Annotated in this window: 22 protein-coding genes; 13 read left to right on the top strand and 9 right to left on the bottom strand. The window is 67.6% G+C overall.

Going from position 1 to position 24736, the window contains the following annotated elements:
* The 6 genes from CFN17_RS14660 to CFN17_RS14685 form a co-directional block, all read left to right on the top strand.
* Positions 1-297 (top strand): hypothetical protein (locus CFN17_RS14660; RefSeq protein ID WP_222612637.1); only part of this gene is annotated, 297 nt, incomplete at its 5' end.
* A gap of 119 nt (positions 298-416) precedes the next feature.
* Positions 417-803 carry a glycine cleavage system protein GcvH gene (gene gcvH / locus CFN17_RS14665; RefSeq protein ID WP_208748492.1) on the top strand — a complete coding sequence of 129 codons (387 nt, stop codon included), beginning with the start codon at positions 417-419 and terminating at the stop codon, positions 801-803.
* Positions 804-960: 157 nt separating this feature from the next.
* Positions 961-1437: an FHA domain-containing protein gene (locus tag CFN17_RS14670; protein WP_208748493.1), complete on the top strand. Its 477-nt coding sequence runs from the start codon at positions 961-963 to the stop codon at positions 1435-1437.
* A 17-nt stretch (positions 1438-1454) separates the two neighbouring features.
* The gene (locus CFN17_RS14675) at positions 1455-2177 is read left to right on the top strand and encodes a MerR family transcriptional regulator (RefSeq protein WP_208748494.1); all 723 of its coding nucleotides are present in this window, start codon (positions 1455-1457) and stop codon (positions 2175-2177) included.
* The gene (locus CFN17_RS14680; RefSeq protein ID WP_208748495.1) at positions 2177-2680 is read left to right on the top strand and encodes a bifunctional nuclease family protein; all 504 of its coding nucleotides are present in this window, start codon (positions 2177-2179) and stop codon (positions 2678-2680) included. The genes CFN17_RS14675 and CFN17_RS14680 overlap by 1 nt, the downstream gene beginning before the upstream one ends.
* 275 nt (positions 2681-2955) lie before the next feature.
* Positions 2956-3552 carry a MerR family transcriptional regulator gene (locus CFN17_RS14685; protein WP_208748496.1) on the top strand — a complete coding sequence of 199 codons (597 nt, stop codon included), beginning with the start codon at positions 2956-2958 and terminating at the stop codon, positions 3550-3552.
* A 112-nt stretch (positions 3553-3664) separates the two neighbouring features.
* Here CFN17_RS14685 and CFN17_RS14690 read toward each other — a convergent pair whose 3' ends face one another.
* Complete coding sequence (locus tag CFN17_RS14690; protein ID WP_208748497.1) at positions 3665-4498, bottom strand: ParA family protein; 834 nt, start codon at positions 4496-4498, stop codon at positions 3665-3667.
* A gap of 325 nt (positions 4499-4823) precedes the next feature.
* On the opposite strand from CFN17_RS14690, the gene CFN17_RS14695 reads away from it, so the two are divergent.
* The gene (locus tag CFN17_RS14695) at positions 4824-8219 is read left to right on the top strand and encodes a pyruvate carboxylase (protein WP_208748498.1); all 3396 of its coding nucleotides are present in this window, start codon (positions 4824-4826) and stop codon (positions 8217-8219) included.
* Between the two features lie 104 nt (positions 8220-8323).
* Here CFN17_RS14695 and CFN17_RS14700 read toward each other — a convergent pair whose 3' ends face one another.
* Positions 8324-10144 (bottom strand): long-chain fatty acid--CoA ligase, encoded by a 1821-nt coding sequence (locus tag CFN17_RS14700; RefSeq protein WP_208748499.1) that lies wholly within the window; start codon positions 10142-10144, stop codon positions 8324-8326.
* Between the two features lie 222 nt (positions 10145-10366).
* On the opposite strand from CFN17_RS14700, the gene CFN17_RS14705 reads away from it, so the two are divergent.
* Positions 10367-11458: an ROK family glucokinase gene (locus CFN17_RS14705; protein WP_208748500.1), complete on the top strand. Its 1092-nt coding sequence runs from the start codon at positions 10367-10369 to the stop codon at positions 11456-11458.
* A 61-nt stretch (positions 11459-11519) separates the two neighbouring features.
* Here CFN17_RS14705 and CFN17_RS14710 read toward each other — a convergent pair whose 3' ends face one another.
* The 3 genes from CFN17_RS14710 to CFN17_RS14720 are packed head-to-tail and all read right to left on the bottom strand — an operon-like array spanning position 11520 to position 13748.
* Positions 11520-12155 (bottom strand): hypothetical protein, encoded by a 636-nt coding sequence (locus CFN17_RS14710; RefSeq protein WP_208748501.1) that lies wholly within the window; start codon positions 12153-12155, stop codon positions 11520-11522.
* On the bottom strand, positions 12148-12951 hold the full coding sequence (locus tag CFN17_RS14715) for a carboxylesterase (protein ID WP_208748502.1): 804 nt from the start codon (positions 12949-12951) through the stop codon (positions 12148-12150). The genes CFN17_RS14710 and CFN17_RS14715 overlap by 8 nt, the downstream gene beginning before the upstream one ends.
* Positions 12948-13748 carry a carboxylesterase gene (locus CFN17_RS14720; protein WP_208748503.1) on the bottom strand — a complete coding sequence of 267 codons (801 nt, stop codon included), beginning with the start codon at positions 13746-13748 and terminating at the stop codon, positions 12948-12950. The genes CFN17_RS14715 and CFN17_RS14720 overlap by 4 nt, the downstream gene beginning before the upstream one ends.
* A gap of 113 nt (positions 13749-13861) precedes the next feature.
* Here CFN17_RS14720 and CFN17_RS14725 point away from each other — a divergent pair, with 113 nt between their 5' ends.
* Together CFN17_RS14725 and CFN17_RS14730 are read left to right on the top strand one after the other, a co-directional pair.
* Entirely contained in the window at positions 13862-14590 is a 729-nt protein-coding gene (locus CFN17_RS14725; RefSeq protein WP_208748504.1) for a 1-acyl-sn-glycerol-3-phosphate acyltransferase, read from the top strand.
* Positions 14591-14687: 97 nt separating this feature from the next.
* The gene (locus tag CFN17_RS14730; RefSeq protein ID WP_208748505.1) at positions 14688-16082 is read left to right on the top strand and encodes a class II 3-deoxy-7-phosphoheptulonate synthase; all 1395 of its coding nucleotides are present in this window, start codon (positions 14688-14690) and stop codon (positions 16080-16082) included.
* Between the two features lie 93 nt (positions 16083-16175).
* Here the strand turns inward: CFN17_RS14730 and CFN17_RS14735 are convergent, their stop codons facing one another.
* Entirely contained in the window at positions 16176-18389 is a 2214-nt protein-coding gene (locus CFN17_RS14735; RefSeq protein ID WP_208748506.1) for a Stk1 family PASTA domain-containing Ser/Thr kinase, read from the bottom strand.
* Positions 18390-18489: 100 nt separating this feature from the next.
* Positions 18490-19878 carry a lytic transglycosylase domain-containing protein gene (locus CFN17_RS14740; RefSeq protein WP_208748507.1) on the bottom strand — a complete coding sequence of 463 codons (1389 nt, stop codon included), beginning with the start codon at positions 19876-19878 and terminating at the stop codon, positions 18490-18492.
* 318 nt (positions 19879-20196) lie between these two features.
* Here CFN17_RS14740 and CFN17_RS14745 point away from each other — a divergent pair, with 318 nt between their 5' ends.
* The gene (locus CFN17_RS14745; RefSeq protein WP_208748508.1) at positions 20197-20550 is read left to right on the top strand and encodes an Rv2175c family DNA-binding protein; all 354 of its coding nucleotides are present in this window, start codon (positions 20197-20199) and stop codon (positions 20548-20550) included.
* Positions 20551-20690: 140 nt separating this feature from the next.
* On the opposite strand, the gene CFN17_RS14750 is transcribed toward CFN17_RS14745, so the two are convergent.
* Positions 20691-21785 (bottom strand): polyprenyl synthetase family protein, encoded by a 1095-nt coding sequence (locus CFN17_RS14750; RefSeq protein ID WP_208748509.1) that lies wholly within the window; start codon positions 21783-21785, stop codon positions 20691-20693.
* Positions 21782-22315: a hypothetical protein gene (locus CFN17_RS14755; RefSeq protein WP_208748510.1), complete on the bottom strand. Its 534-nt coding sequence runs from the start codon at positions 22313-22315 to the stop codon at positions 21782-21784. Before CFN17_RS14755 ends, CFN17_RS14750 begins: the two co-directional genes overlap by 4 nt.
* A gap of 127 nt (positions 22316-22442) precedes the next feature.
* On the opposite strand from CFN17_RS14755, the gene dinB reads away from it, so the two are divergent.
* Both dinB and CFN17_RS14765 read left to right on the top strand, forming a co-directional pair.
* Positions 22443-23723, top strand: coding sequence for a DNA polymerase IV (gene dinB, locus CFN17_RS14760; protein ID WP_395925227.1), 1281 nt, complete (start codon positions 22443-22445; stop codon positions 23721-23723).
* Between the two features lie 316 nt (positions 23724-24039).
* Positions 24040-24408 carry a DUF3040 domain-containing protein gene (locus CFN17_RS14765; protein WP_208748511.1) on the top strand — a complete coding sequence of 123 codons (369 nt, stop codon included), beginning with the start codon at positions 24040-24042 and terminating at the stop codon, positions 24406-24408.
* The last annotated feature ends 328 nt before the right edge of the window (positions 24409-24736 follow it).

Consider the following 24736-nt stretch of genomic DNA (forward strand, 5'->3'; position numbering starts at 1 on the left):
GTCAAGGCCGACTCCGCCGTCACATTCCAGGTCGCCGGCGCCAACGGCGTCCCGACCGGTGCGCTGGCAGCGGTGTTCAACCTGACCGTCACCTCGCCGAAGTCCTTCGGCTTCATCACCGCCTACCCGTCCGGTTCGGCCCGGCCCAACGCGTCGAACCTGAACTTCTCCACCGGGCAGACCGTCCCCAACCTGGCCAACGTGCCGGTCGGCTCCGACGGGCGGGTGGCGCTGTTCAACCGCTCCTCCGGCTCCGCCCAGCTCATCGCCGACCTCGCCGGGTACTTCCTGCCCTAACGCTGGTCATGCCGGGTTTTCTGTTGCCCTGAGGCTTCCGGATCGGCCTATACTTTCAGCGGCGGCTTGAACAATCGGCTGCCGCCGCCCTAGGTGATTGACCCGATGAAAGGCCCGCCATGAGCATCATTCCCGAAGAACTGTCCTACACCGCGGAACACGAGTGGATTTCGGCCCCCAACGCCGACGGCGTTGTGCGCGTCGGCATTACCGATTTTGCCCAGGACGCCCTCGGGGATGTCGTCTACGCGCAGATGCCTGAGGTGGGAACCACCATCAAGGCCAACGACGTCGTCGGCGAGGTTGAATCCACCAAGAGCGTCAGCGACATCTACGCTCCGGTGTCGGGCGAGGTCGTGGCCCGCAACGAGGCACTGGACACCGACTCCGCCCTCATCAACTCGGATCCGTACGGCGAGGGCTGGCTTATTGAAATTAAGCTCGCCGAAGCCGACGCGATCGAGTCGCTTCTCAGTGCATCCGAGTATGAACAGCAGGTAGGCTAAAGAGGGAAGGTCGTTCGGTCGGGTCTCCGGGGAGTGTTGTTGGGAAAACAAGCCAAAGCCGGGCCCGCCGAATGGCTCATCCCCGGGACTGCGAGGCTTTCCCGGACAGCATGCGTTGTTTGCAGGGGGGACACCTGCAACGAATGAGGAGGACTCAATGTTTGGGCACGAACGGAACGACACCGGTGACGGTTACGGCACGGGTGGAGTGAAAGCTTCGGAGACCACGTCGATCAACCTCACCCCGGTGCGCGATGAACCCAACTTCACCCCGAAGCTCTCCGTTGAGGAACGGGCCGCAGTCGAGGCCCTTCCCTTCGGCTCAGCCCTGCTCGTGGCGCACAGCGGACCCAACGCCGGCGCGCGGTTCCTGCTGGATTCGGACGTCACGACGGCGGGCCGTCATCCGGACGCCGACATCTTCCTCGACGACGTCACCGTGTCCCGCAGGCACGTTGAGTTCCGGCGCACCCCGCGCAGCTTCGAGGTAGTGGACACCGGGAGCCTGAACGGCACCTACGTGAACCACGACCGCGTCGACGCCGTGGAACTGAAGTCGGGCAATGAGGTACAGATCGGCAAGTTCCGCCTCACCTTCTACCTGAGCCCTGCCCGCGCAGCAGGCAACGTCTGATTCCGGGGCAGCTGCCTGTGGCCACGGCACATGCGGACCGGCGCGGACCCCAGGTTCTGAACATCGGGGAAGTCCTGGCTCAATTGAGCGACGACTTCCCCAGCATGACGGCGTCAAAAATCCGGTTCCTTGAAGAAAAGGGACTCATCAACCCGCAACGGACGCCTGCCGGCTACCGGCAGTATTCCGAGAACGACGTCGAGCGCCTGCGCTTCGTCCTGGCCCTCCAACGGGACCAGTACCTGCCCTTGAAGGTGATCAAGGACTATCTCGACGCGATCGACCGCGGCGAACGGCCGGAGAACCTGCCTGCCGGCGTCACGGTCTCACCGCGGATCGTCTCCGACGAGCTCGCCACCGAGATCCAGGGCCGGGCCCGCCGGCTCAGCGAAGAGCAGCTCCGGGCTGAGTCCGGGGCGAGCGTCCCGCTCCTGGAATCGCTCCTGAGCTACGGCCTGATCGGGCACGTCAACGGGAAGTTCGACGAACACGCCCTGCAGGTTGCCCGGGCATGCGTCCAGCTGGAGAGCCATGGCCTGGAGCCGCGCCACCTGCGCCCGTTCCAGGCGGCTGCCGACCGCGAATTCGGTCTCGTCGAGCGTGCCGTGGCCACTTTGACCTCACGCAAGGACGCCGCTTCCCACGCCCGCGCCGCGGAAGCGGCGCGGGAAATCAGCGACCTCTGCCTGTCACTTCACCAGGCGCTGGTCCAGGACCGCATCTCAAGGATGGATATCTGATGATTGAGGTGGAGATTGTGGGAGTACGGATTGAGTTGCCGTCCAACCAGCCGCTCGTCCTGCTCAAGGAAATCCATGGTGAGCGCCACGTGCCGATCTGGATCGGGACGCCGGAGGCCAGCGCCATCGCCCTCGCCCAGCAGGGGGTTGTCCCGCCCCGGCCGATGACGCACGACCTCCTGGTGGACGTGGTCGAAGCCCTGGGCCACACGATCGTCAGCGTGAACATCGTGGCCGTGGAGGACAACATCTTCTATGGCCAGCTGCAGTTCGAGAACGGAACCACCGTGAGTTCCCGGGCCTCGGACGCCTTGGCGCTTGCCCTGCGCGCCAAGTGCCGCATCTGGTGCGCTGACGCCGTCATGGACGAGGCCGGCGTGCGGATAACCGAACACGACGAGGGTGAGGACACGCATCCTGGCCCCGCCGTGGATGAAGAAGGCGAAATGCGGCGCTTCCGCGAGTTCCTCGACGACGTCGAACCGGAGGATTTCGCAGGCTGAACGGCGCCCGCGGCGCGGGCCGCAACATTACAGCGCAGAGTGAAACTTTCGACACGCCCGCGGAATACCCCTAACGTCTTTGACCTTGGGCCCCGGCAGGCCTAACGTCGGAGGTACAAGTTCCCATTGCATACGGTAGCCGCGCAAGTCACACTGGAAAGTGCACCTCCGGCTGAATTACACGGATGACATCATCAGTCTGTGTCATGCAGCTATTCAAATCATTGCTGCCGATGCATCTTATTCAGGGGGAACTCACGACAAGGAGGGTCCACGTGAGTCCGAAAGGCGAAGCAGGCGAGCTCAAGCAGTCCGCAACGGCTGGCGTTGCCGTGCCCGCTAGCGGCGCCCAGGGCTTGCTGTTCACCGAGGATCTTCCCGTTCTGGACGAAGACGCGGGCTATCGCGGCCCTACCGCCTGCAAGGCTGCCGGCATCACCTACCGGCAGTTGGACTACTGGGCCCGCACCGGACTCGTCGAGCCCGCGGTCCGCGGCGCGGCCGGCTCCGGCTCCCAGCGGCTGTACGGTTTCCGCGACATCCTTGTCCTCAAGGTCGTCAAACGGCTCCTGGACACCGGAGTTTCCCTGCAGCAGATCCGCACCGCCGTCGAGCACCTCCGGGAACGCGGCGTCGAGGACCTGGCCCAGATCACGCTCATGAGTGACGGCGCCAGCGTCTACGAGTGCACCTCGGCGGACGAAGTGATTGACCTCGTCCAGGGCGGCCAGGGGGTGTTCGGCATCGCCGTCGGCCGTGTCTGGCGCGAAGTTGAGGGAAGCCTCGCCGCCCTTCCCAGCGAACACGCCGCGGACCAGTCCTTTCCCGACGACGAGCTAAGCAAACGCCGCGCTGCCCGCAAAACCGGCTAGTACAACCACATGACTAGTACAACCCCATGACTGGTACAACCCCATGACTGGATGACTGAGGCCGCCTTCCCATCGGAAGGCGGCCTCAGTCATGTGCCGTGGCGGCAGTTGCCTAGCGCAGGCTGCGGTTGCGGACGCTGCCTGCGGCGGCCAGGCCGTTGGGGTTGACGAGGTTCTGCAGCAGGGTGTCGAAGAGACCCGCCGCGTTCTTGGCCGAGTCGCCGGGCCAGTGGTGCACGGCGTGGGCGGCGCCCTGGATCTGCTGCCAGTTGGCCTGCTCCGGGATGTGCGGGCTCAGCAGCAACTGGCCGAACATGGACTCCATCTCGGAGAGCCGGAACGCGTGCTCGGCCGAGCCGCTGCGCACCCGGTTGGCCACGATGCCGGCCGGCGTCAGCTTGGGGGCAAACTCCTGGCGGAACAGCTGGATGGCGCGCAGCGTGCGCTCGGTGCCGGCCACCGAGAACAGCCCGGGTTCGGCGACGAGGGCCACCTTGTCGCTCGCGGACCACGCCATCCGGGTGAGGCCGTTCAGCGACGGCGGGCAGTCGATGAGGACCAAGTCGTAGGTCGCGGCGCCGGCCAGGACGGCGGAGAGCCGGCGGAGGTCGCGGCGGCCGAGGTCGGGCCGGTCGTAGATGCCGGTGTAGGCCGAGCCCACGGCCACGTCAAGGACAGGGGCTGCGGCGTTGGCCCGTGCCTGTTCCACCCAGCCGCTGGAAACCACGTTGTCCGCAAGGTGCGCGCGCCGCGGCGACCTCAGCATGCGGCCGATGTCCAGCTGGTCCTCCGGGCTGACGCCCAGTGCGGTGCTGGCGTCAGCGTGCGGGTCAAGGTCGACGACGAGGGTGGGGATGCCTGCGGCCAGAGCCGCCGACGCCAGTCCGGTGGTCACGGATGTCTTGCCGACACCGCCTTTGAGGCTGCTGATGCTCACTACTTGCACTTGAAAAACCAATACCTAACGCCGGTTGCCGAGACGGGGTGGTGCCGGCTCCCGCGTACTCCGGAGCCGGGGCGTGCATGCGCCACGCACCCACTCATCATATGTTGATGCTCCGCCTAAACCCGTTTCATCGGGTGCCCGGGGCGGCAGAACCTGACGGAACCCACCGGGGCCCGGTAACAAACGCCTCCGCCGGAACCCCTGCCCATCTTCGTGTCCGTGACGGATAATGCTGTGACGGTGGCCACAATGATTTGTGTTTGTCGACGCAGGTCCTAGACACTGTGAGCACTTACCGATATGCCCGCGATGATGCAGGAGAAGCATGTTTTCTAAGATTCTGGTGGCCAACCGCGGCGAAATCGCGATTCGCGCTTTCCGCGCGGGCTACGAGCTGGGTGCCAAGACTGTCGCTGTGTTCCCCAACGAGGACCGCAACTCGATCCACCGCCAGAAGGCCGACGAGGCGTATCTGATCGGCCAGGAGGGGCACCCCGTCCGGGCGTACCTCGACGTCGACGAAGTGGTGCGGGTGGCCAAGGAGGCGGGGGCGGACGCCATCTACCCCGGCTACGGCTTCCTCTCCGAGAACCCGCGCCTGGCGCGGGCCGCGAAGGAGGCAGGCATCACGTTCGTCGGCCCGCCGGCGGAAGTCCTGGAACTTGCAGGCAACAAGGTCGCCGCCCTCGAAGCCGCCCGCAAGGCCGGCGTCCCGGTGCTCAAGTCCAGTGCGCCGTCGAAAGACCTCGACGAACTGATCGCAGCCGCGGATGAGATCGGCTTCCCGGTCTTCGCCAAGGCCGTGGCAGGCGGCGGCGGGCGCGGCATGCGCCGCGTGGACACCCGCGAAGCCCTCCCGGAGGCCCTGCAGGCCGCCATGCGCGAGGCCGACGCCGCGTTCGGTGACCCCACTATGTTCCTCGAGCAGGCCGTCCTGCGCCCCCGCCACATCGAGGTCCAGATCCTGGCCGATGCCGAGGGCAACGTCATGCACCTCTTCGAGCGCGACTGTTCCATCCAGCGCCGGCACCAGAAGGTCGTGGAGATCGCCCCGGCGCCGAACCTCGACGACGGCATCCGGCAGGCCCTGTACCGGGACGCCGTAAAGTTCGCCAAGGCGCTGAACTACGTCAACGCCGGCACGGTCGAATTCCTTGTCGACACGGTGGGCGAGCGGGCCGGCCAGCACGTGTTCATTGAAATGAACCCGCGCATCCAGGTGGAGCACACGGTCACCGAGGAGGTCACCGACGTCGACCTCGTCCAGTCGCAGCTGCGCATCGCCTCCGGTGAGACCCTCGCGGACCTGGGCCTGTCCCAGGAGACCGTCCAGCTCAAGGGCGCTGCCCTGCAGTGCCGCATCACCACGGAGGACCCGGCCAACGGCTTCCGCCCCGACGTCGGCAAGATCACCGGGTACCGCTCTGCCGGCGGCGCCGGTGTCAGGCTCGACGGCGGTACCGTCTACTCCGGTGCGGAGATCAGCCCGCACTTCGACTCGATGCTGGTCAAGCTCACCTGCCGCGGCCGCGACTACCCGACGGCCGTTGCCCGGGCCCGCCGCGCCCTTGCCGAGTTCCGGATCCGCGGCGTGTCCACCAACATTTCCTTCCTGCAGGCCGTCCTGGACGACCCGGACTTCGTCGCCGGGGACGTCGCGACCTCGTTCATCGACGAACGGCCCCAGCTGCTGAAGGCCCGAGTCTCGGCGGACCGCGGCACCAAGCTGCTGACCTGGCTCGCCGACGTCACTGTCAACAAGCCCAACGGCGAGCTGACCGTCCACACCGACCCGGCGGACAAGCTCCCGGCCCTCGACGACGCCGCGGCCCGTCCCGGCTCCCGGCAGCGGCTCCTGGAGCTCGGCCCGGAAGGCTTCGCCAAGGCCCTGCGCGCGCAGGAGGCCGTCGCCGTCACGGACACCACCTTCCGCGACGCCCACCAGTCCCTGCTCGCCACCCGGGTGCGGACCCGCGACCTCGTGGCGGCCGGACCCGCCGTCTCGAAGCTCCTCCCGGAGCTGCTGTCGGTCGAGGCGTGGGGAGGCGCCACGTACGACGTCGCCCTGCGGTTCCTCGGTGAAGACCCCTGGGACCGGCTCGCCGCCCTGCGCAAGGCCCTGCCGAACCTGTGCCTGCAGATGCTGCTCCGCGGCCGCAACACGGTGGGCTACACGCCCTATCCCGAAGAAGTCACGGTGGCGTTTGTCAACGAGGCCGCGGCCACCGGCATCGACATCTTCCGGATCTTCGACGCGCTCAATGACGTGAACCAGATGGCCCCGGCCATCCGCGCGGTCCGGAACACCGGGACCGCTGTCGCCGAGGTCGCCCTCTGCTACACCGCGGACATGCTGGACCCGGACGAGACGCTCTACACCCTGGACTACTACCTGGAGCTGGCGCAGAAGATCGTCGACGCCGGGGCGCACATCCTCGCGATCAAGGACATGGCCGGCCTGCTCCGCCCCGCCGCCGCAGCCCGCCTCGTGTCGGCCCTGCGCGAGCGGTTCGACCTCCCGGTCCACCTGCACACCCACGACACCGCGGGCGGCCAGTTGGCCACCCTCCTGGCGGCAGTGGACGCCGGCGTCGACGCCGTGGATGTGGCCTCGGCCTCGCTGGCCGGAACCACGAGCCAGGTCTCGGCCTCGGCCCTCGTTGCCGCGCTGGCCCACACGCCGCGCGACACCGGGCTCAACCTGGCCAGCGTCTGCTCCCTCGAACCGTACTGGGAAGCCGTGCGACGGGTGTACGCGCCGTTCGAGTCCGGCCTGCCGGGCCCCACGGGCCGGGTCTACCAGCACGAGATCCCCGGCGGACAGCTGTCCAACCTGCGCCAGCAGGCCATGGCGCTGGGCCTCGGCGAGCGGTTCGAAGCGATCGAGGACATGTACACCGCAGCGGACCGCATCCTCGGCCGCCTGGTGAAGGTGACGCCGTCCTCCAAGGTGGTGGGCGACCTCGCCCTGCACCTCGTGGGCCTCAACGCCGATCCGGCCGACTTCAACGAGAACCCGCAGAAGTACGACGTCCCGGACTCCGTGATCGGCTTCCTTTCCGGCGAACTGGGCGACCCGCCCGGCGGCTGGCCCGAGCCCTTCCGCACCAAGGCCCTGCAGGGTCGCACCGTGAAGGTCCGGGACGTGGAGCTCAGCGCTGAGGACAGCGCCGCGCTGCAGGGGGACTCGAAGACCCGCCAGCGCACCCTGAACCGCCTGCTCTTCGCCGGTCCCACCAAGGACTACCAGAAGAGCGTCGAGGCCTACGGCAACCTTTCGGTGCTGGACACCCGCGACTACCTCTTCGGCCTGCAGCGCGGGGCGGAGCACGAGATCGAACTCGAAAAGGGCGTGCGCCTGATCGCCTCGCTTGAGGCCGTCTCCGAGCCGGACGAGAAGGGTATGCGCACCGTCATGTGCACGCTCAACGGCCAGTCCCGTCCGGTGGTGGTCCGCGACCGTTCCGTGGTGAGCAACGTCAAGGCCGCCGAACGCGCCGACGCCTCCCAGCCGGGCCAGGTGGCCGCGCCGTTCGCCGGTGCCGTCACCCTGACCGTCAAGGCCGGGGACACGGTCAAGGCCGGCGACACCGTGGCCACGATCGAGGCCATGAAGATGGAAGCCTCCATCACGACGCCGGTGGCCGGCACCGTGGCACGCCTCGCCGTCGGCGCCGTGGAGCAGGTCCAGGGCGGGGATCTGCTGCTGGTCGTCGAATAGCAGCAGCGGCTAACCCCCGCCAACAGCAACGCGGAGTCACTTCCAGCCCATCGGATGGTCTCGGATGGGCGCGAAGTGACTCCGCGTTGATGTTTAAGTGGTGCTTAGGCGAGGGTGGGACGCTTGGCGTTGTACATTTCCTCGATCACGTTCTCGAAGTCCTTGATTACCTGGGCCCGCTTGACCTTCATGGACGGGGTCAGGTGGCCTGAGGCCTCGGTGAAGTCCGCCGCGACAATCCGGAAGGACTTGATCGCCTCGGCCTGCGACACCGACTGGTTGGCCCGGTTGATGAGCTCCTGGACCGCGGCCTTGACGGCCGGGTTGCCGGCGGCCTCGGCCAGCGGCATCGTGGCCGGCAGCCCGTGGCGGCCCAGCCAGCCGGGGAGGGCCTCTTCGTCCAGCGTGACCAGGGCGCCGATGAACGGGCGGTTGTCTCCCACCACCAGGACCTGCGAGACGAGGGCGTCCGCCCTGATCTGGTCTTCCAGCAGGGCCGGAACCACGTTCTTGCCGCCGGCAGTGACGATGATCTCCTTCTTGCGCCCGGTGATGGTCAGGAAGCCCTGCTCGTCGAGCTGGCCGATGTCTCCCGTGCGGAACCAGCCGTCGACAAAGGCTTCGGCGGACAGATCATCGCGCTTGTAGTAGCCGCGCATCACGCAGACGCCCTTGGCGAGGATCTCGCCGTCGTCTGCGATCCTGACGGCGTTGCCGGGAATCGGGGCGCCGACGGTGCCGATCCTGATCAGCTCCGGTGTGTTCACGGTGACGGGCGCCGTCGTTTCGGTCAGGCCGTAGCCTTCCAGGATCTGCAGTCCGATGCCCTGGAAGAAGTGTCCCAGCCGTTCGCCCAGCGGGCCGCCGCCGGACACGGCGTGCGAGACCTCTCCGCCCATGGCGGCCCGGAGCTTGCTGTAGACGAGCTTGTCGAACAGTGAGTGCTTGAGCTTCAGGACGAGCCCCACCTTGCCGGCCTGCCGGGCGCGGGAGTATTCGATCGCGGTGTCCGCGGCGCGGTGGAAGATGGCGCCCTTGCCGCCGTCCTCGGCCTTGGTCAGGGCGGAGTTGTAGACCTTTTCGAAGACGCGCGGGACGGCGAGGATGAAGGTCGGCTTGTAGCTTTGCAGGTCCGGCAGCAGGTTCTTGATGTCCGGGGTGTGCGCCACCGTGACACCGGCGGCGACGGCCAGGACTGAGATGAACCGGGCGAACACGTGGGCCAGCGGCAGGAACATGATGGTCCTGGCCTGCTCATGGACGATCGTGCCCAGAGACGTGGCCAGGGCGTTCTCGGACAGCTCCACGAAGTTGCCGTGGGTCAGCTCGCAGCCCTTGGGCCGGCCGGTGGTGCCCGAGGTGTAGATGATCGTGGCGACGTCCGTCAGGGACGCCTGGCTGCGGCGCGCCTCGAGCTCGGCGTCACTGATTCCGGTTCCCGCGGCACGGACCTCATCCAGGCCGTCGCCCGCCAGCTGCCATACGTGCTGCAGCGCGGTCAGCCCTTCGGACGTGGCGGCCTGCCGGATGATGTCCTCGTGGTGTGCCGATTCGCCGAAGGCCGCCACGGCGCCGGAATCACCGAGGTTCCAGGCCACCTGTGAGGGCGAGGAGGTCTCGTAGATCGGGACGGAGACTGCGCCGGCGAACCAGATGGCGAAGTCGATCAATGCCCATTCGTAGCGGGTGCGGGACATGATGCCCACCCGGTCGCCGGCCGCCACGCCGCTGGCCATGAGCCCCTTGGCGAGGGCGGAGGCGTCGGCAAGGAAATCCGCGGCACGGACGTCCTGCCACTGGCCCGCTGCGTCGAGCCGCGAAAAAAGTGCCGGGTTGGAGGCCTTGGCCGCCTGGCGCACGACGAGGTCGGTGACGTTCGTGTCCGGATCGACATTCACCAGGGGCGGGACAATGATTTCTCGCACGATAGCTCCTTTGGTATCCATAGGCCGCAGCGGGTAGGCCTAAGCCTAGTATGCGGGCCCGCGAAGGTGTGTTCTGCGACACCTACTGGCGAGTAACTTTACGGACGGGCCCGCCGTTCCGCCAGTCAGGGCCGCCGTCCACGCCGCCGCCTACGCCGCAGGCAGGATGGTGCGGCCGGTTTCCCGGGGGCCGGCACGTCCCGGCGAATAGAATGGGAAATCATGCAGACACCAACACCCGGCCGGCTGCCCGGCCTGCGCCCCAGGACCGCCGTGTGGCGGAGCCGGACCCTGGCCGGAGCGGCGGCCAGTGCGGCCGGCCAGGATTTCCGTTCACACCTGAGGCTCGGCCGGAAGGGCCTTGCGATCGGCGTCGACATCGGCGGAACCAAAGTGGCTGCCGGCGTCGTCGATGCCGAAGGCCGGATCCTTAGCCAGGCCAAGCGCTCCACCCCGGGCAACGACCCGCGTGCCGTGGAGCAGGTGATCGTAGAGCTCGTCGAGGAACTGGGTGCCGGGCACAGGATCTGGTCGGTTGGCATCGGCGCGGCCGGCTGGATGGACCTCGACGGCGCTACAGTGCTGTTCAGCCCGCATCTGGCGTGGCGCAATGAACCGCTGCGCGACAACCTGCAGCGGCTGCTGCGCCGGCCCGTTTTGCTGACCAACGACGCCGACGCCGCCGCCTGGGCGGAATGGCGCTTCGGCGCCGGGCAGGGACAGAGCCGGCTGGTCTGCATCACCCTGGGCACCGGGATCGGCGGCGCCATGGTGATGGACGGCCGGCTCGAACGCGGCCGGTTCGGGGTGGCGGGGGAGTTCGGCCACCAGATCATCATGCCCGGCGGCCACCGGTGCGAGTGCGGCAACCGGGGCTGCTGGGAGCAGTACGCCTCCGGCAATGCGCTCGGCCGCGAAGCCCGGGAGCTCGCCGCCGCCAACTCCCCGGTGGCCCAGGAGCTGCTCAAGGCCGTGGACGGTGACGTGAGCCGCATTACGGGCGTGATCGTCACGGAGCTGGCCAAAGCGGGGGACCCGACCTCCCGGGAGCTCATCGAGGACGTCGGGGAATGGCTCGGCCTCGGCCTGGCGAACCTGGCCGCCGCCCTGGACCCGGGAAAGTTCGTGATCGGCGGCGGACTGTGCGACGCGGGCGAGCTCCTCGTCGCGCCGGCCCGAAAGGCGTTCGCACGCAACCTCACCGGCCGTGGCTTCCGGCCCGCGGCGGAAATCGAGCTCGCCGCCCTGGGGCCCAACGCCGGGCTTATCGGCGCAGCCGACCTTTCCCGGGTCAGCAGCCGGATGCACACCTAACCTCGCGACCCCTCCGGTGCCCGTCCTCTAACGGTCCGGCACCGGAAGACAACCGGCAGAGCTAGACGCGCGCCCCGTCGTCGTGCTCGTCCTTCTCGCCCGGCAGCTTCATGATCAGGAACACCACCGAAGCTGCGAAAATGACCACGATGCCGAGGATCGCCAGCAGCGGAGCCGACCGCCAGAACATCGCCGCAAGCACGAGCGCGATCGGACCGCCCACGGCGCCAATCCAGGCCAGGACCGTCAGGGGATCGGCGCCGGCCAGGCTCGGCGGCTCTTCCGGGACAAACGCGCCGTCGTCGTCCTCCGGCTCATAGTCGCGGGGGCCGGACGCGGCGGCCGGCTCCCCGGCGCCGCCTGCCGTCTGCCGGCCCGGGAAAAGCCGTTCCGCGGCTGAGAGTTCGATGGGCGCCGTCCCGGCGAGCCCCAGCGGATCGAAGTCGCGGAATGTCCTCGCTATACCGGCGCCGCTCCCGCTGGCGTCTGCCACGGGTTCTCCGGGTGCCGGCTTGCTGTCTGTCCCGTCGCCGCCGGCCGGACTGCCGTCGCCGGCCGCCGTGTCTTCGCCGTGGGGCCCGTCCGCGCTGTCCGTCCCGTATTCGCCGACCCCTTCAAGCCTGGCGACAAGGTCCAGCCAGACGGCGTCGTCGTCAGGGGTTCCCGGGTCCGGGACGCTGGGGTCAGGCTTAGTCATGGGAGGTGTCCTTCCGGACGGCACCGGCAGCATCCGGACGGCCCGGCAGCGCCACGGACCGGACGAACTCGGCCGTGCCCCGGAAGATCTCGGCGGCGTCGTTGTCCATCGTGGCCACGTGGTAGCTGTTGTCGAGCGGTAGCACTTCGAGCGGGGCGTTGGTCAAGCCGCGGCGCAGGGCGGCCATGCTGGTTTCGGACACCACGTGGTCCACCGCCGAACGGTAGACCCGCACGGGTGCCGTGATCCGGGGAAGGAGCCGCACGGTGTCCTTGAACATCTTGTTGAGTTCGTGCGCGGCGGCCACCGGGGTCCGCGGGTAGGCGCCCTCGTCCGTGTCGGGTTTGAGGATGTCGTTGGCGATTGCCGGGGTGCTCTTCAGGACGAACTTCAGGACGCCGGCCAGCGGGGCCCGGGGGTCATCGATCACCAGGCCGGGGTTGACCGCCACCACCCCCGCCACCGGGCGGGTCGCGGCGATCCGCAGGGCCAGGGTGCCGCCCATCGACAGCCCGGCCACGACCACGACGTCACACTCCGCCGCCAGTTCCAGGTAGGCCGCGTCCAGGGCTTCGTGCCAGTCCTGCCAGCGGGTCCGCGCCAGCTCCTGCCAGCTCGTCCCGTGCCCCGGCAGCAGCGGCAGCCGGACGGCGAACCCGGCGCCGGCCAGCGACTGCGCCCACTCCCGCACGCTGTGCGGGCTGCCGGTGAAGCCATGGGACACCACAACGCCGGTCCGGGGACCGGCGCCCGTGAACGGGCTGCTGAAGGGCGATGGGTCCGGAACAATGCTCATGGGGTCTCCGAGGGGGCTGCGGGCGGCGTTGTGGAGCGGACATGCTCAAGGAAAAAGCTGACTGATTGTTCAAAGACTAGCGGGGCGTCGGCGTCGAGGGTGGCAACATGTCCGCTGTGCGGGAGCCGCAACACCTTGAGGTTCCGCGATCCCAGGCGCCGGCGCAGCAGTACCAGGGACGACGGCGGCACGACGGCGTCGGTGTCCGACTTGAAGACCAGCACCGGTGCCTGGACAGCCGGCAGCTCCCGCAGCGTTGCGGAGAACAGCCGGCGCAACTGGTGGACGGCCGCCAGCGGCGTCAGCGAGTAGTCGCCGTCGTCGGTGACGGCGGCGGTGGAACTCTCCTCTTGTATGGGCGTGGTGGTCCGTTGGAGATACTTGAGCAGCCCGACGTACCTGACCCTGCGGTCGTAGAAGCTCAGGCCGGGATTAACCACCGCGACCCCGGCCACATTGTGGCGCGCCGCGGTGCGCAGGGCGATCGTTCCGCCCATGGACAGGCCGGCGACGTAGCAGTCCGCGGTACGGGCGGCCAGGTCCAGGTAAGCCGTTTCGAAGCCGGAGTACCAGTCCTGCCAACCCTGCCGGGCGAGGTCGCGCCAGTGGGTGCCGTGACCGGGAAGCAGCGGAACCGACACCGCGAAGCCGAGGCCGGCGAGGTGCCGGGCCCACGGCAGGACGCTGAGCGGACTGCCCGTGAAGCCATGGCAGACTGCCACACCGGTCCGCGCGTTGGCGCCGTGCCCGGGGTAGCTGAAAGCGGCGGGCGCCGGGGAAGTACTGCTTTCAGTCATGAGCCCATCGTGTCACCCTTGGCGACAAAACTCACTAGAGTAAGGTGTCCATTGAAGTCCTGGCCGGACCCGATCCGGGCGGCCGGCCAGCCGCCTTCCGGAGAGGTCACCGAGTGTTTTATTGGTTCATGAAGACGTTTGTCCTGGGACCGGTGTTGAAGTTGTTGTTCCGGCCCTGGGTCAAGGGTCTCGACAATGTCCCGGCCGAAGGCGCCGCGATCCTGGCCTCGAACCACCTCTCCTTTTCCGATTCGATCTTCATGCCGGTCATGGTGCCGCGCCCGGTGGTGTTCCTGGCGAAGTCCGAGTACTTCACCGGCACCGGCATCAAGGGCAGGCTGACGGCCGCCTTCTTCCGGCTCACCAACCAGCTCCCCATGGACCGGTCCGGGGGAGCGGCGTCCGCGCAGTCCCTGGACGCCGGCATGGACGTGCTCCGGAACGGCTCGCTCCTGGGCATCTACCCGGAGGGGACACGCAGCCCCGACGCGCGCCTCTACCGCGGCAAGGTGGGCGTGGCCCGGCTCGCATTGCAGGCCCGCGTCCCGGTGATCCCCGTGGCGATGATCGGCACGGATAAAGTCCAGCCGATCGGCAAGAGAGTGCCCAACATCCGCCGCATCGGCATGATCTTCGGCGAACCCCTCGACTTCAGCCGCTACTACGGGATGGAGGATGACCGGCTGATCCAGCGGTCGGTGACCGACGAGATCATGTACGAACTCATGCGGCTCTCCGGCCAGGAGTACGTGGACGAGTACGCCGCCGCCGTGAAACTGCGCCTGGCCGGCAAGGCGCAGGACGCGGGGGAAGACGGCCCGGCAGCGTCCGGAACCGCCTAAGCGTCCCGCTCCGGGATGCCCTCGTTCCCATATGACGGAAACCCGGCGGTCAATGACAGGCGGGAGCGCCGAAGAGGCACGGTGCAACTATCCTTAGATGGTGACCGAGCTATCTGAGAAACCAGTTTCCCCGCTGACCAGCACCGCCCAGAGCGGAGCCGCCAACTATCCCGGACTGGACAACTGGCGGGAGCTCCCGGCCTCGCAGCAGCCCACGTGGTCGGACCCCGCAGTCTTCGAAGCGTCCGTCAAGGAACTTTCCGTCCTTCCGCCGCTCGTGTTTGCCGGCGAAGTGGACATCCTGCGTGACCGCCTGGCCGACGCCGCGCAGGGCAAGGCGTTCGTGCTCCAGGGCGGCGACTGCGCCGAGACGTTCGAAGCCGCGACAGCGGACAAGATCAGTGCCCGGGTCCGGACGATCCTGCAGATGGCCGTTGTCCTGACCTACGGCGCGGCCATGCCCGTGATCAAGATGGGCCGCATGGCGGGCCAGTTCGCCAAGCCGCGTTCCTCCAACGATGAAACCCGCGACGGCGTCACCCTCCCGGCGTACCGGGGCGACATTGTCAACGGCTACGACTTCACGCCCGAGTCCCGCGCACACGACGCCAGCCGGATGTTGAAGGCTTACCACACCTCGGCATCAACCCTGAACCTGATCCGGGCCTTCACCCAGGGCGGGTTCGCCGACCTTCGCCTGGTGCACCAGTGGAACAAGGGCTTCACCGAAAACCCCGCGCACGCCCGCTACGAGTCGCTCGCCCGTGACATCGACCGCGCCATCAAGTTCATGTCCTCCTGCGGCGCCGACTTCGAAGCGCTCAAGCGCGTGGAGTTTTACGCGAGCCACGAGGCCCTGCTGCTGGACTACGAGCGTGCCCTGACCCGCATCGATTCACGCACCGGGCTGCCCTATGACACCTCGGCACACTTCCTGTGGATCGGGGAGCGCACCCGTGAGCTCGACCACGCGCACGTCGACTTCCTCTCCCGCGTCCGCAACCCCATCGGCGTGAAGCTCGGCCCCTCCACCACTGGCGACGACGCCCTGCGCCTGATCGACAAGCTGGACCCGAACCGGGAGCCCGGCCGCCTGACCTTCATCACCCGGATGGGCGCCGGCAACATTCGCGAGAAGCTGCCCGCAGTCGTTGAGCGGGTCACCGCCTCCGGCGCGCAGGTCCTCTGGGTCACCGACCCCATGCACGGCAACACCGTCACCTCGCCCAACGGCTATAAGACCCGCAACTTCGACGACGTCATCGATGAAGTCCGCGGATTCTTCGAGGTCCACCACGCGCTCGGCACCGTCCCCGGCGGCCTGCACGTGGAAATGACCGGCGACGACGTCGCCGAATGCCTCGGCGGGGCCGACCCGATCGACCAGGAGGCATTCCTGGACCGCTACGAATCCGTCTGCGATCCGCGCCTGAACCACATGCAGTCGCTCGAAATGGCGTTCCTGGTAGCGGGAGCCCTCGCCAAGCGCTGAGCTGTAGAAGCACGAAGCTCCGCCCGGCTGGACCAGCCGGGCGGAGCCTTTTTTACGTGGTGCCGGGGTGTTCCGGGCCGGAAGCTTCTTGGCTCAGACCACCGTCAGCGTGATGACGGAGCCTTCCGGGACAGCCGTGTCCACCGGGTCCTGCGCGCGGACCGTTCCGAAGAATCCGCCCAGGATGTTGTCGATCTTGACCTGGAAGCCGAGGTCCTCAAGGGCTTTCCGGGCATCCGTGGCCTGCTTGCCGATGTAGCTCGGCACCTGCACCAGCTTCGGGCCCTTGGAGATCGTCAAGGTCACGGTTCCGCCCTTGGTCAGGTTGCCGGAGGCCGGATCCTGCGCCACTACTGCACCCTTCGGGACGTTGCGGTCATTAACCGGGTCCGGGGCCACAACGGCCTTCAGCCCGGCAGCCTCGAGGGCCTTGACCGCCGCGCCCTGCTCCTGGCCGCGGACATCGGGAACCGGGATGGGCTGCGGTCCCTTCGAGACCGTCAGCCCCACCGGCGTCCCGTGCCGGACGGGATTGCCGCTTCGCGGAGCCTGGGCAAGGACGGTGCCGGCAGGCGCTGTCTCATCGTATGTCTCGGTGACCGGGCCCAAGGCCATTTCGGCGGCGTTCAAGGCGGTCTTGGCCTCGTCCAGGGTCTTGCCGGTGAGGTTCGGCAGCGGAAACAGCTGCGGGCCCTTGGAAACGGCAAGGGAAACGGGCTGGAATTTCCGGATGACTTCGCCCGCATTCGGCTCGGAGCCGACCACGAGCCCGGGGGAGACGTCGTCGTCGAACACATCCTTCACGGTGGACTGGAATCCGGCGGTGCGCAGCAGGTCCTGCGCCTCCGCGACGGTCTTGTTCGCCACCGGAGGTATGGTGCCCGGCGATCCCGGTCCCATGCCGAAGAACCAGCCGGCGACGGCGGCGAGCAGCGCCGCGAGGACCAGCAGGACGAGCCAGAGCATGCCGCGGCGGCGGGCGTTGCCTTGGTGCAGGGTCTTGGTGGGCGTGGCCGCGGCGCGCTGGCGCGCCTTTTCCTCGTCCCGGTCGAGTTTGCGCTGGGTCCGCTTGCTGGGGGCGGCGGCGTCCGCCCCGCCGTTGAACCCGCTCCCGTCGAACCCGCTCCCGTCGAACCCTGCACCTCCTTGGTACGCGAGCTCGTCCGCCGCCTCGTCCGGGGTGGACAGCGGGCCGTAGGCCGGACGCTTCGGGGCGTTCGTCATCACCGTGGTCGGGTTCCCGCTGCTGCGCGAGATCATCTCGGTGGGCTGCTGCAGGCTGCCGTACACCTCGGTCGGCGATTCGGCGGGGAGGTCGGCAGGCGGCCGGGCGTGGGCGGTGTCCTGTGCGCCGGAGGCCGCGAACACCGCCGCCGCCGCGGCGGCCGAGGCTGGCGGCCGGGCCGGCGGTGCGGCCATGGCCGGGTGGACGGCAGCCGGTGGCTGCAGGTCGAGTTCGGCGTCGCTGAGGTTGGTCCTGATGTGCCGGAGTTCGGACAGCAGGGCGTTCCCGTCGACGGGGCGCTTGTCCGGATCCCGGTCCGTGCACCACTGGACGAGTTCGTCGATTTCGGCGGCCAGCCCCGGCACGTGGACGGAAGGGGCGTCCACGGTGGAGTTCACGTGCTGGTACGCCACCTGGATGGGCACGTCGCCGTCGAAGGGCTGCCGCCCGGTGATCATCTCGTAGAGCATGATGCCCACCGAGTAGATGTCGCTGCGGGCGTCGGCCTGCTTGCCGAGGACGAGTTCGGGGGAGAGGTACGCGACGGTCCCGATCAGGGCGCCGGTGCTCGTGGACGTCGAGATAGCCCGGGCCAGGCCGAAGTCACCGAGCTTGATCCGCCCGTCATCGGCGATCAGGACGTTTTCCGGCTTGATGTCGCGGTGGATCAGACCGGCGGCGTGCGCGGCGCCGAGTCCCTCGACCACCGGATCGATCAGCGCGAGGGCAAGCCGCGGGGACAGTGCGCCCTTGTCGTTGAGGACGTCCCGCAGCGTGTGGCCTTTGATGAACTCCATGACCAGATAGGCCAGGCGGCCGTCTTCGCCCTGGTCCAGGACGCCGACCACGTGCGGGTGCGACAACCGGGCGGCGGCTTTGGCTTCGCGGCCCAGCCGGTCCAGGAACTGCGGGTCGTCGGCCAGATGGGGGTGCAGCACCTTGAGGGCGACATCACGCTCCAGACGCTGGTCCGTGGCGAGGTACACGGTGGACATCCCGCCGCGGGCAAGCCTGAATTGAACCCGGTAGCGGTTATCCACCAGGTTCCCGACGAGAGCATCCGACACGTATTCCTGCACCATACAATCGTAGTCGCTGGAGCGAAACGGGCCCGGATCAACATGCGATCCGGGCCCGTAGCGTCAGGGTCCGCGAGGCGGGAGCCCGGCGTGTGCAGCCAGTTTAGCGGAACAGCGTCCGGTTGGCGTTGATGGCGGCAACGTAAGCCTTGGTGTCCTCGTACATGCCGTTCTGACTCACCGAGTACTGGCCCTGGTAGTAACCGGCGATCGCGTTGTCCAGATCGGAACTGGTGCGGACCAGCTGGCGGATGATCGCGATTCCCGCCGTGGCGTTGTCGTACGGATCCAGCAGGTTCAGCTTGCGGCCCACGAGCTCGGAGGCCCACTGGCCCGAGGACGGGATGACCTGCATGGTGCCGATCGCGTTGGCCGGGGAGACCGCGCGCTGGTCGAAGCCGGATTCCTGTAGGGCAAACGCCAGGGCCAGGCTCGAGTCCACGCCCATGCGCCGGGCCGTGTCCGCCACGATCGATTTCATTTGTTCGCGGGTGGGGACCGGGGAGGCGTTGAGCAGTGCCTTGTTCTGGTTGGCCGAGCTGACCACGGCGGCCGGGTAGGTGAAGCCGAGGAACGAGCTGGGCACCAGCGGCGCCGTGGTGGCCGGCGTGCTCGACGCCGGTGCGATCGTCGACGCGCCCGGGATGACAAGCTTCTGGCCCGGGTAGATGATGCTGGACATCGTCAGCCGGTTGGCGGACAGGACGTCCGAGAGCCGGACGCTGTTGCGTGCCGCGATGCCGGAGAGGGTGTCGCCGGCCTTGATCGTGTAGGACGCGGAACCGGCGGGCTTCGTCGCCGGCGCTGCCGGGGCGGGCGTGGCCGCAACGGGAGCCGTCGGCGCCGGAGTGCTGGAGCCGCCGCCGACCTTGACCTTCTGGCCGGGGTAGATGATCGAGCCCATGTTGAGCCCGTTCCACTTGAAGACTTCGGAAAGCCCCACTCCGTGGCGGGCGGCGATGCCGCTGAGGGTGTCGCCTGCCTTCACGACGTAGACGCTGCCGCCGGACGAGGCGGGCTTGACGGCCGGAGCGGAGGCAGTGGCGGACGGGGCGGGGGCCGCCGTCGAGCCGGTGAGCTTAATCTTCTGCCCGGGGTAAATGATGGTGTTTGCCTGCAGGTTGTTCAGCTTGAGCACGGCGTAGGTATCCAGGCCGAACCGGCCGGCAACGGCGCTGATGGTGTCGCCGCGGGCGATCGTGTACTGGGCCGGAACAGCCTGCTTGGCCGGCTGCAGGGCCCCGGGCAGGGTTGCCGGAACGGCAGCGGCGGGGATCACAGCCGCCTTGAGGGACGTGGCTACGTCCGCCTTCGCCTGGGCGCGCATGGCGGCGGCGAGGGTCGCCGGAATGGTGCGCGCCTTCGCTTCGGCCGCGGCGGGCTGGGCGATCGCCAGTGAGGAAAGCACGACGGCGGGCAGCGCAGCCGTCGTCGCAGCAATCAGCGGCAGGCTGGGCCTCGGGTGGTGCTGTGGCGAACGTGAGGTCGTCATTGGAAAGATCCTCTTCTCAGCGGCAACGCTGCGGTCTGGCCGGTACAACTGGTGTTACCAGTGTGACAAAAGTTATTGCTGTTACAAATGTGATCTATGTGAATGTCTCATGAATTGGCAATTAGCACAAGAACTGTTTGACATTTCCCAAACGCGACCTCGACGGAGTGTCGGCCGGACGGCTTCCCCGTTGCATGCCTGCGCTCCCGCGGCATGGCCCGCAGCTGAAGCGGTCCCTGTCATTTCGCCTGCCATTTCGCTTGCCATTCCTGGGGTGCCGACTAGGCGCCGGGGCGCCGGGCGTGGCAATCTTTATCCGTGAGTAATGTAGAAAGCCTCGTGGGCGAATGGCTGCCCCTGCCCGATGTTGCTGAGCTTCTGAACGTACCTATTACTAAGGTCCATGCACTGCTGGACGAGCGTGCGCTGGCGGCCATGAGGATCGGCGACCGGCGCATCCGGTCTGTGCCGGCGGCTTTCATCCAGGACGGCCACGCCGTGGAGAGCCTGAAAGGCACCATCGTGGTCCTTTCCGACGCGGGGTTCTCGGACGAGGAACTGATCAACTGGCTGTTCACTCCGGACGAATCCCTGCGCGGCCGGCCCATCGATGCCCTCCGCGAAGGCCGCAAGACCGAAATCCGCCGCCGGGCGCAGTCCCTGGCCTGGTAGCGGCCCCCGCCGGCTCTCACGGGGCCGGCACCAATGACGTAGGCATCCATCCGCCGGGTTGAGTGAACCGGCACAGCACGTACCCTTGCGGGCCGTGTGCAGCGCGCGCCGCTGTGCACGGCCCGCGGCGTATCCGGGTATCAGGCGGCGCGGCTGACGGCAGCCTCTGCGAGTTTGCGGAGCGCGGTCTTGGGCAGGTCCTCCAGCGGCAGGAGATCCAGGGCGGCAAACGCGGACTTCCCGAACTCCTCGATCAGTACCTCCGTGGCCTGCAGCGCACCGCAGTCCACGATGATCCGACGGATCTCTTCGATGTCGGGGTCGCTGAGATCGGGGTTGCCCAGCTTCGCGTCGATGAACTCCGACTCCGCCGGTGAGGCCTGGTCCAGGGCGAACGCCACGAGGACCGTGCGCTTGCCCTCACGGAGATCGTCCCCGGCGGGCTTGCCGGTGGTGACCGGGTCGCCAAAGACGCCCAGGACATCGTCCCGCAACTGGAACGCTTCGCCGAGCGGCAGGGCGAAGGCGGAATAGCCGCGCAGGAGCTCGTCGCCGGCGCCGGCCAGGGCACCGCCCAGCGCGAGCGGGTGTTCGGTGGAGTACTTGGCGGACTTGAACCGGATGATCGACTGGGCCCGGCTGACGGCGCCGGCACGGTCCCGCCTGGGTCCGGCGACCTCTTCCAGGATGTCGAGGTACTGCCCGGCCATCACTTCGGCGCGCATGAGGTTGAAGATGAGCCGTGCCGGGCTGCCCGAGGCCGCGCGATGCCCGATTTCGGTGAAGGATTCCTCGCTGAACGACAGGCAGAGGTCGCCGGTCAGGATCGCGGCGGCATGGCCAAACCGCTCGCTGTCCAGCGCCCAGCCCTGGGTCTCATGCAGCTGGCTGAACCTGCGGTGCACGCTGGGGCCGCCGCGCCGGGTGTCCGAACGGTCAATGATGTCGTCGTGAATCAGGGCGGCGGCCTGGAACAGTTCCAGCGCCGAGCCGGCCGTCACCACTTCCGCGGCTCCCGCTTCTCCGCCGGCACCGCGCCACCCCCAGTAGCACATGAGTGCCCGGAGCCGTTTGCCGCCCGTGACCAGGTTCGAGATCGAACCCATCAGCGGGTCAATGTCCTGGGAGATCGAGGACATGACAGCCTGGCGGCTGCTGAGGAAGTCCGTCAGCTTGCCGGCGACGGCGGCCACGTAAGCCGTCTGCTCAAGCCGCAGCTGTTCAGCGAGCGTCACTTGACGGACTCGGCAGCGACGTTGGCGCCGATCGTGAACGTGGACACGCCGGACGTTTCCACCACGGCGATGTTGACGGTCTCGTTGTCCCCGCGCAGGAAGTCCTTGGACGGCACGGTGCCCACGGTTTCCCCGGGCACCGCCTTGAAGCCCTGTGCTTCCAGGCCCTTGGTGTAGAAGGCCAGGACATTGGCGGAGGGTGCGGTGATGCTGCCGACCAGGGCCACCGTTGCCGGCACGGTGGTCTTGTCAAAACTGCTCGAAACCAGCTTCGCCCCGGGCATGAGCGGCAGGAGCGCCTGCGGGAAACCGGGAACCAGCGCGCCGACGGTGGCGGAGGTGCCGGGCTGGGCCGAAGGGCTCGGGGGAGCTGTGGTGGAGGACTGCGGTGCCGGTGCCGGTGCCGGTGCCGACGTCGACGACGACTCCGGGGCCGCTGTGCCGGCCGGCGTGCATGCGGCCAAGGCCAATAGCGCGCCCGCCGCCGCGATGGCCGCCGTGGCACGTTTGCGCTGTCCAAAAACCTTCACAGGGATTTTCCTCCTGGTATTGACGCGGAATCAGCCTCCAGTTTAGTCAGTCCCCGGGCATAGGATTGAAGCCGTGGGGCCGGACGCAGACAAACACGCAGAGATACGCGCAGACAGACACCCGGAGATGCAGGCAGACAAACGCGCGGGTGGCCAGGATGCGGCCGGCGGGACGGCACCCGCCGGGGCGCCGGCTCCCGGGCGCCTGAGCGAGGAATCACTGCGCGAACTCAGGCGCAGCAGCATCATGCACGTTGACATGGACGCCTTCTTCGTCTCGGTAGAGCTGCGCAGCCGGCCCGCGCTGAAGGGCAAACCCGTCATTGTGGGCTATCCGGCGGAGCGGTCCGTCGTGCTTTCGGCTTCCTATGAGGCCAGGGCGTTCGGCGTTAGGTCGGCCATGCCCATGGCGGTTGCGGCGCGGATGTGCCCTTCGGCTGTCATCATCGAACCCCGGCATAAGCTCTACTACGAGGTCTCCGGCCAGATCATGGCCATCTTTGGTTCCATTACGGATCTCGTGGAGCCGCTCAGCGTGGACGAGGCGTTCCTGGACGTCGGGGGAGCCATCAGACGGCTGGGTCCGCCGCTGGAGATCGGCGCGCTGATCCGGGAGCGCGTTGCCCGCGAACTGGGAATCACGGCGTCGGTGGGAATTGCCCCCAGTAAGTTTGTGGCCAAGATCGCCTCCACCCGGTGCAAACCGGACGGACTGCTGCTGATCGGGCCGGAGGAAACCGTTCCGTACCTGCACAGCCTTCCCGTCAGCGCGCTCTGGGGAATCGGCAGCAAGACGGTCGAGGTCCTCGCCCGGAAGGGTATCCGGACCGTGGCGGATGTCGCCGCCTCGCCGTTGCCCTCGCTGCGGAAGCTGCTGGGTGCCACGGGAGAACACGTCTACCGGCTTTCGTGGGGCATTGATCCGCGCCCCGTGACACCGGTGCGGCCGGAAAAGAGCATCGGTGCGGAAGAGACCTTCGCCACGGACACCGCCGACGACGCCCTGCTCCACCGGGAGCTGCTGCGGCTTTCGCACCGCACCGCGGAGCGTCTCCGCAGCTCCGGAATGCATGCCCGCACAGTAGCGCTGAAGCTGCGCTACGCCGACTTCTCCACAATCACGCGCAGCCGCACCGTGGGCACTCCGATCGACAGTGCCCAGCTCCTGTACGCAGTAGCCGTGCAGCTTTTGGAGTCGGTCGGCGATCGGCCCATGACTGTGCGGCTCGTGGGCATCCGGGCCGAGCAGCTCGAAGTTGCCGCAGACGCCCCGCTGCAGCTCAGCCTGGACCGCCGGGACGACAACTGGCGGGCCGCTGAACAGGCTCTGGACGCCGTGACCCGGAAATTCGGCAACAAATCGGTGCTGCCGGCCCGGCTCCTGGACCCCGGGCGCCCCACTGAATGAGCTCCGGTTCGCAGCAGCAGAAATTGCGGGCAATTCCGGCCCCGACAGGGCCTTAAGACTGTCTTTCAGAACGGGCCCCGACAATCTATCCTTATTAATACCTAGGTTTAGGACGACTGGATCGATGGTGTGGGGACTAACTTGTTTGGGGGCCAACTTGGGCACCGACCTGGCGAGCTGAAGACCGGCACGGGACTGTAGAGTTCCCCCTGTCACCAAAGGCGGTGGCGGGGAACCACTTCACAATCCCGGGCGTTAGGGGATTAGGGCAATGGCCACGTCAAGTCAGGACGTTGGCAGACTTGAGGAGGTCGTGATGCCGCTCTCGGAGCACGAACAGAAGTTGCTGGAGCAACTTGAGAAGCAGCTACATGAAGACGATCCCAAGTTCGCGAGTTCCATGGGATCGGTCCCCGGCCGATCTTGGTCCACCCGCCACCTTGTCATCGGCGTGCTGGGGACTCTTGCAGGAGTCCTGCTGTTGCTGGTCGGGGTGTCGATGCAAAACATCTTTGTCGGGGTGCTGGGCTTCGTGGTCATGGGTGCCGGCGTGTACTACGCCACCATGCGCAGTTCGGCCGTCCGCAAGGCCAGGGCCGGCGGCCGAAAACAGGGCAAGCCGCGGAGTTCTTTCATGAGCAATCTGGAGCAGCGCTGGGATGAACGGCACAAGGGCGAATCCTGAGCCCCGCATGATCGCTGTCTAAGCCCTCCACTTTCCGCCACCGGTCCGCCGGGGGTACGGCGCGAGACCCGCTACGGCGGGTCTTTTGCCGTTTAATGTCTCTTTTTCGGCACCGGCGCGGCAAAACGACGCCGGGCCGCGGAATTCCGGGTTGCCGCACCCCGCCAGGGCCCAACCGTGCGCCGGCGGCCGCCGCAAGCAGCCAAAAGCGCTCCACTTTCCCCCACCAGACCCTTTTCCTTGCAAATACAGCCAAGAAAAGGAATAAACATCCGCAAATTCGTCCAAACATCCCGGGCGTGTCGTTGACTGTGGAGCGATGTGGAGT

The organism is Arthrobacter sp. PM3, assembly GCF_003352915.1.
In the GTDB taxonomy this organism is placed as follows: domain Bacteria; phylum Actinomycetota; class Actinomycetes; order Actinomycetales; family Micrococcaceae; genus Arthrobacter.

What these genes read in the sequence shown, in the direction of transcription:
- gcvH (WP_208748492.1), top strand. Translation starts at nt 417, where the DNA reads ATGAGCATCATTCCCGAAGAACTGTCCTACACCGCGGAACACGAGTGG.
- CFN17_RS14670 (WP_208748493.1), top strand. Translation starts at nt 961, where the DNA reads ATGTTTGGGCACGAACGGAACGACACCGGTGACGGTTACGGCACGGGT.
- CFN17_RS14680 (WP_208748495.1), top strand. Translation starts at nt 2,177, where the DNA reads ATGATTGAGGTGGAGATTGTGGGAGTACGGATTGAGTTGCCGTCCAAC.
- CFN17_RS14695 (WP_208748498.1), top strand. Translation starts at nt 4,824, where the DNA reads ATGTTTTCTAAGATTCTGGTGGCCAACCGCGGCGAAATCGCGATTCGC.
- CFN17_RS14705 (WP_208748500.1), top strand. Translation starts at nt 10,367, where the DNA reads ATGCAGACACCAACACCCGGCCGGCTGCCCGGCCTGCGCCCCAGGACC.
- CFN17_RS14710 (WP_208748501.1), bottom strand. Translation starts at nt 12,155, where the DNA reads ATGACTAAGCCTGACCCCAGCGTCCCGGACCCGGGAACCCCTGACGAC.
- CFN17_RS14715 (WP_208748502.1), bottom strand. Translation starts at nt 12,951, where the DNA reads ATGAGCATTGTTCCGGACCCATCGCCCTTCAGCAGCCCGTTCACGGGC.
- CFN17_RS14720 (WP_208748503.1), bottom strand. Translation starts at nt 13,748, where the DNA reads ATGACTGAAAGCAGTACTTCCCCGGCGCCCGCCGCTTTCAGCTACCCC.
- CFN17_RS14730 (WP_208748505.1), top strand. Translation starts at nt 14,688, where the DNA reads ATGGTGACCGAGCTATCTGAGAAACCAGTTTCCCCGCTGACCAGCACC.
- CFN17_RS14735 (WP_208748506.1), bottom strand. Translation starts at nt 18,389, where the DNA reads ATGGTGCAGGAATACGTGTCGGATGCTCTCGTCGGGAACCTGGTGGAT.
- CFN17_RS14740 (WP_208748507.1), bottom strand. Translation starts at nt 19,878, where the DNA reads ATGACGACCTCACGTTCGCCACAGCACCACCCGAGGCCCAGCCTGCCG.
- dinB (WP_395925227.1), top strand. Translation starts at nt 22,443, where the DNA reads ATGCAGGCAGACAAACGCGCGGGTGGCCAGGATGCGGCCGGCGGGACG.
- CFN17_RS14765 (WP_208748511.1), top strand. Translation starts at nt 24,040, where the DNA reads ATGCCGCTCTCGGAGCACGAACAGAAGTTGCTGGAGCAACTTGAGAAG.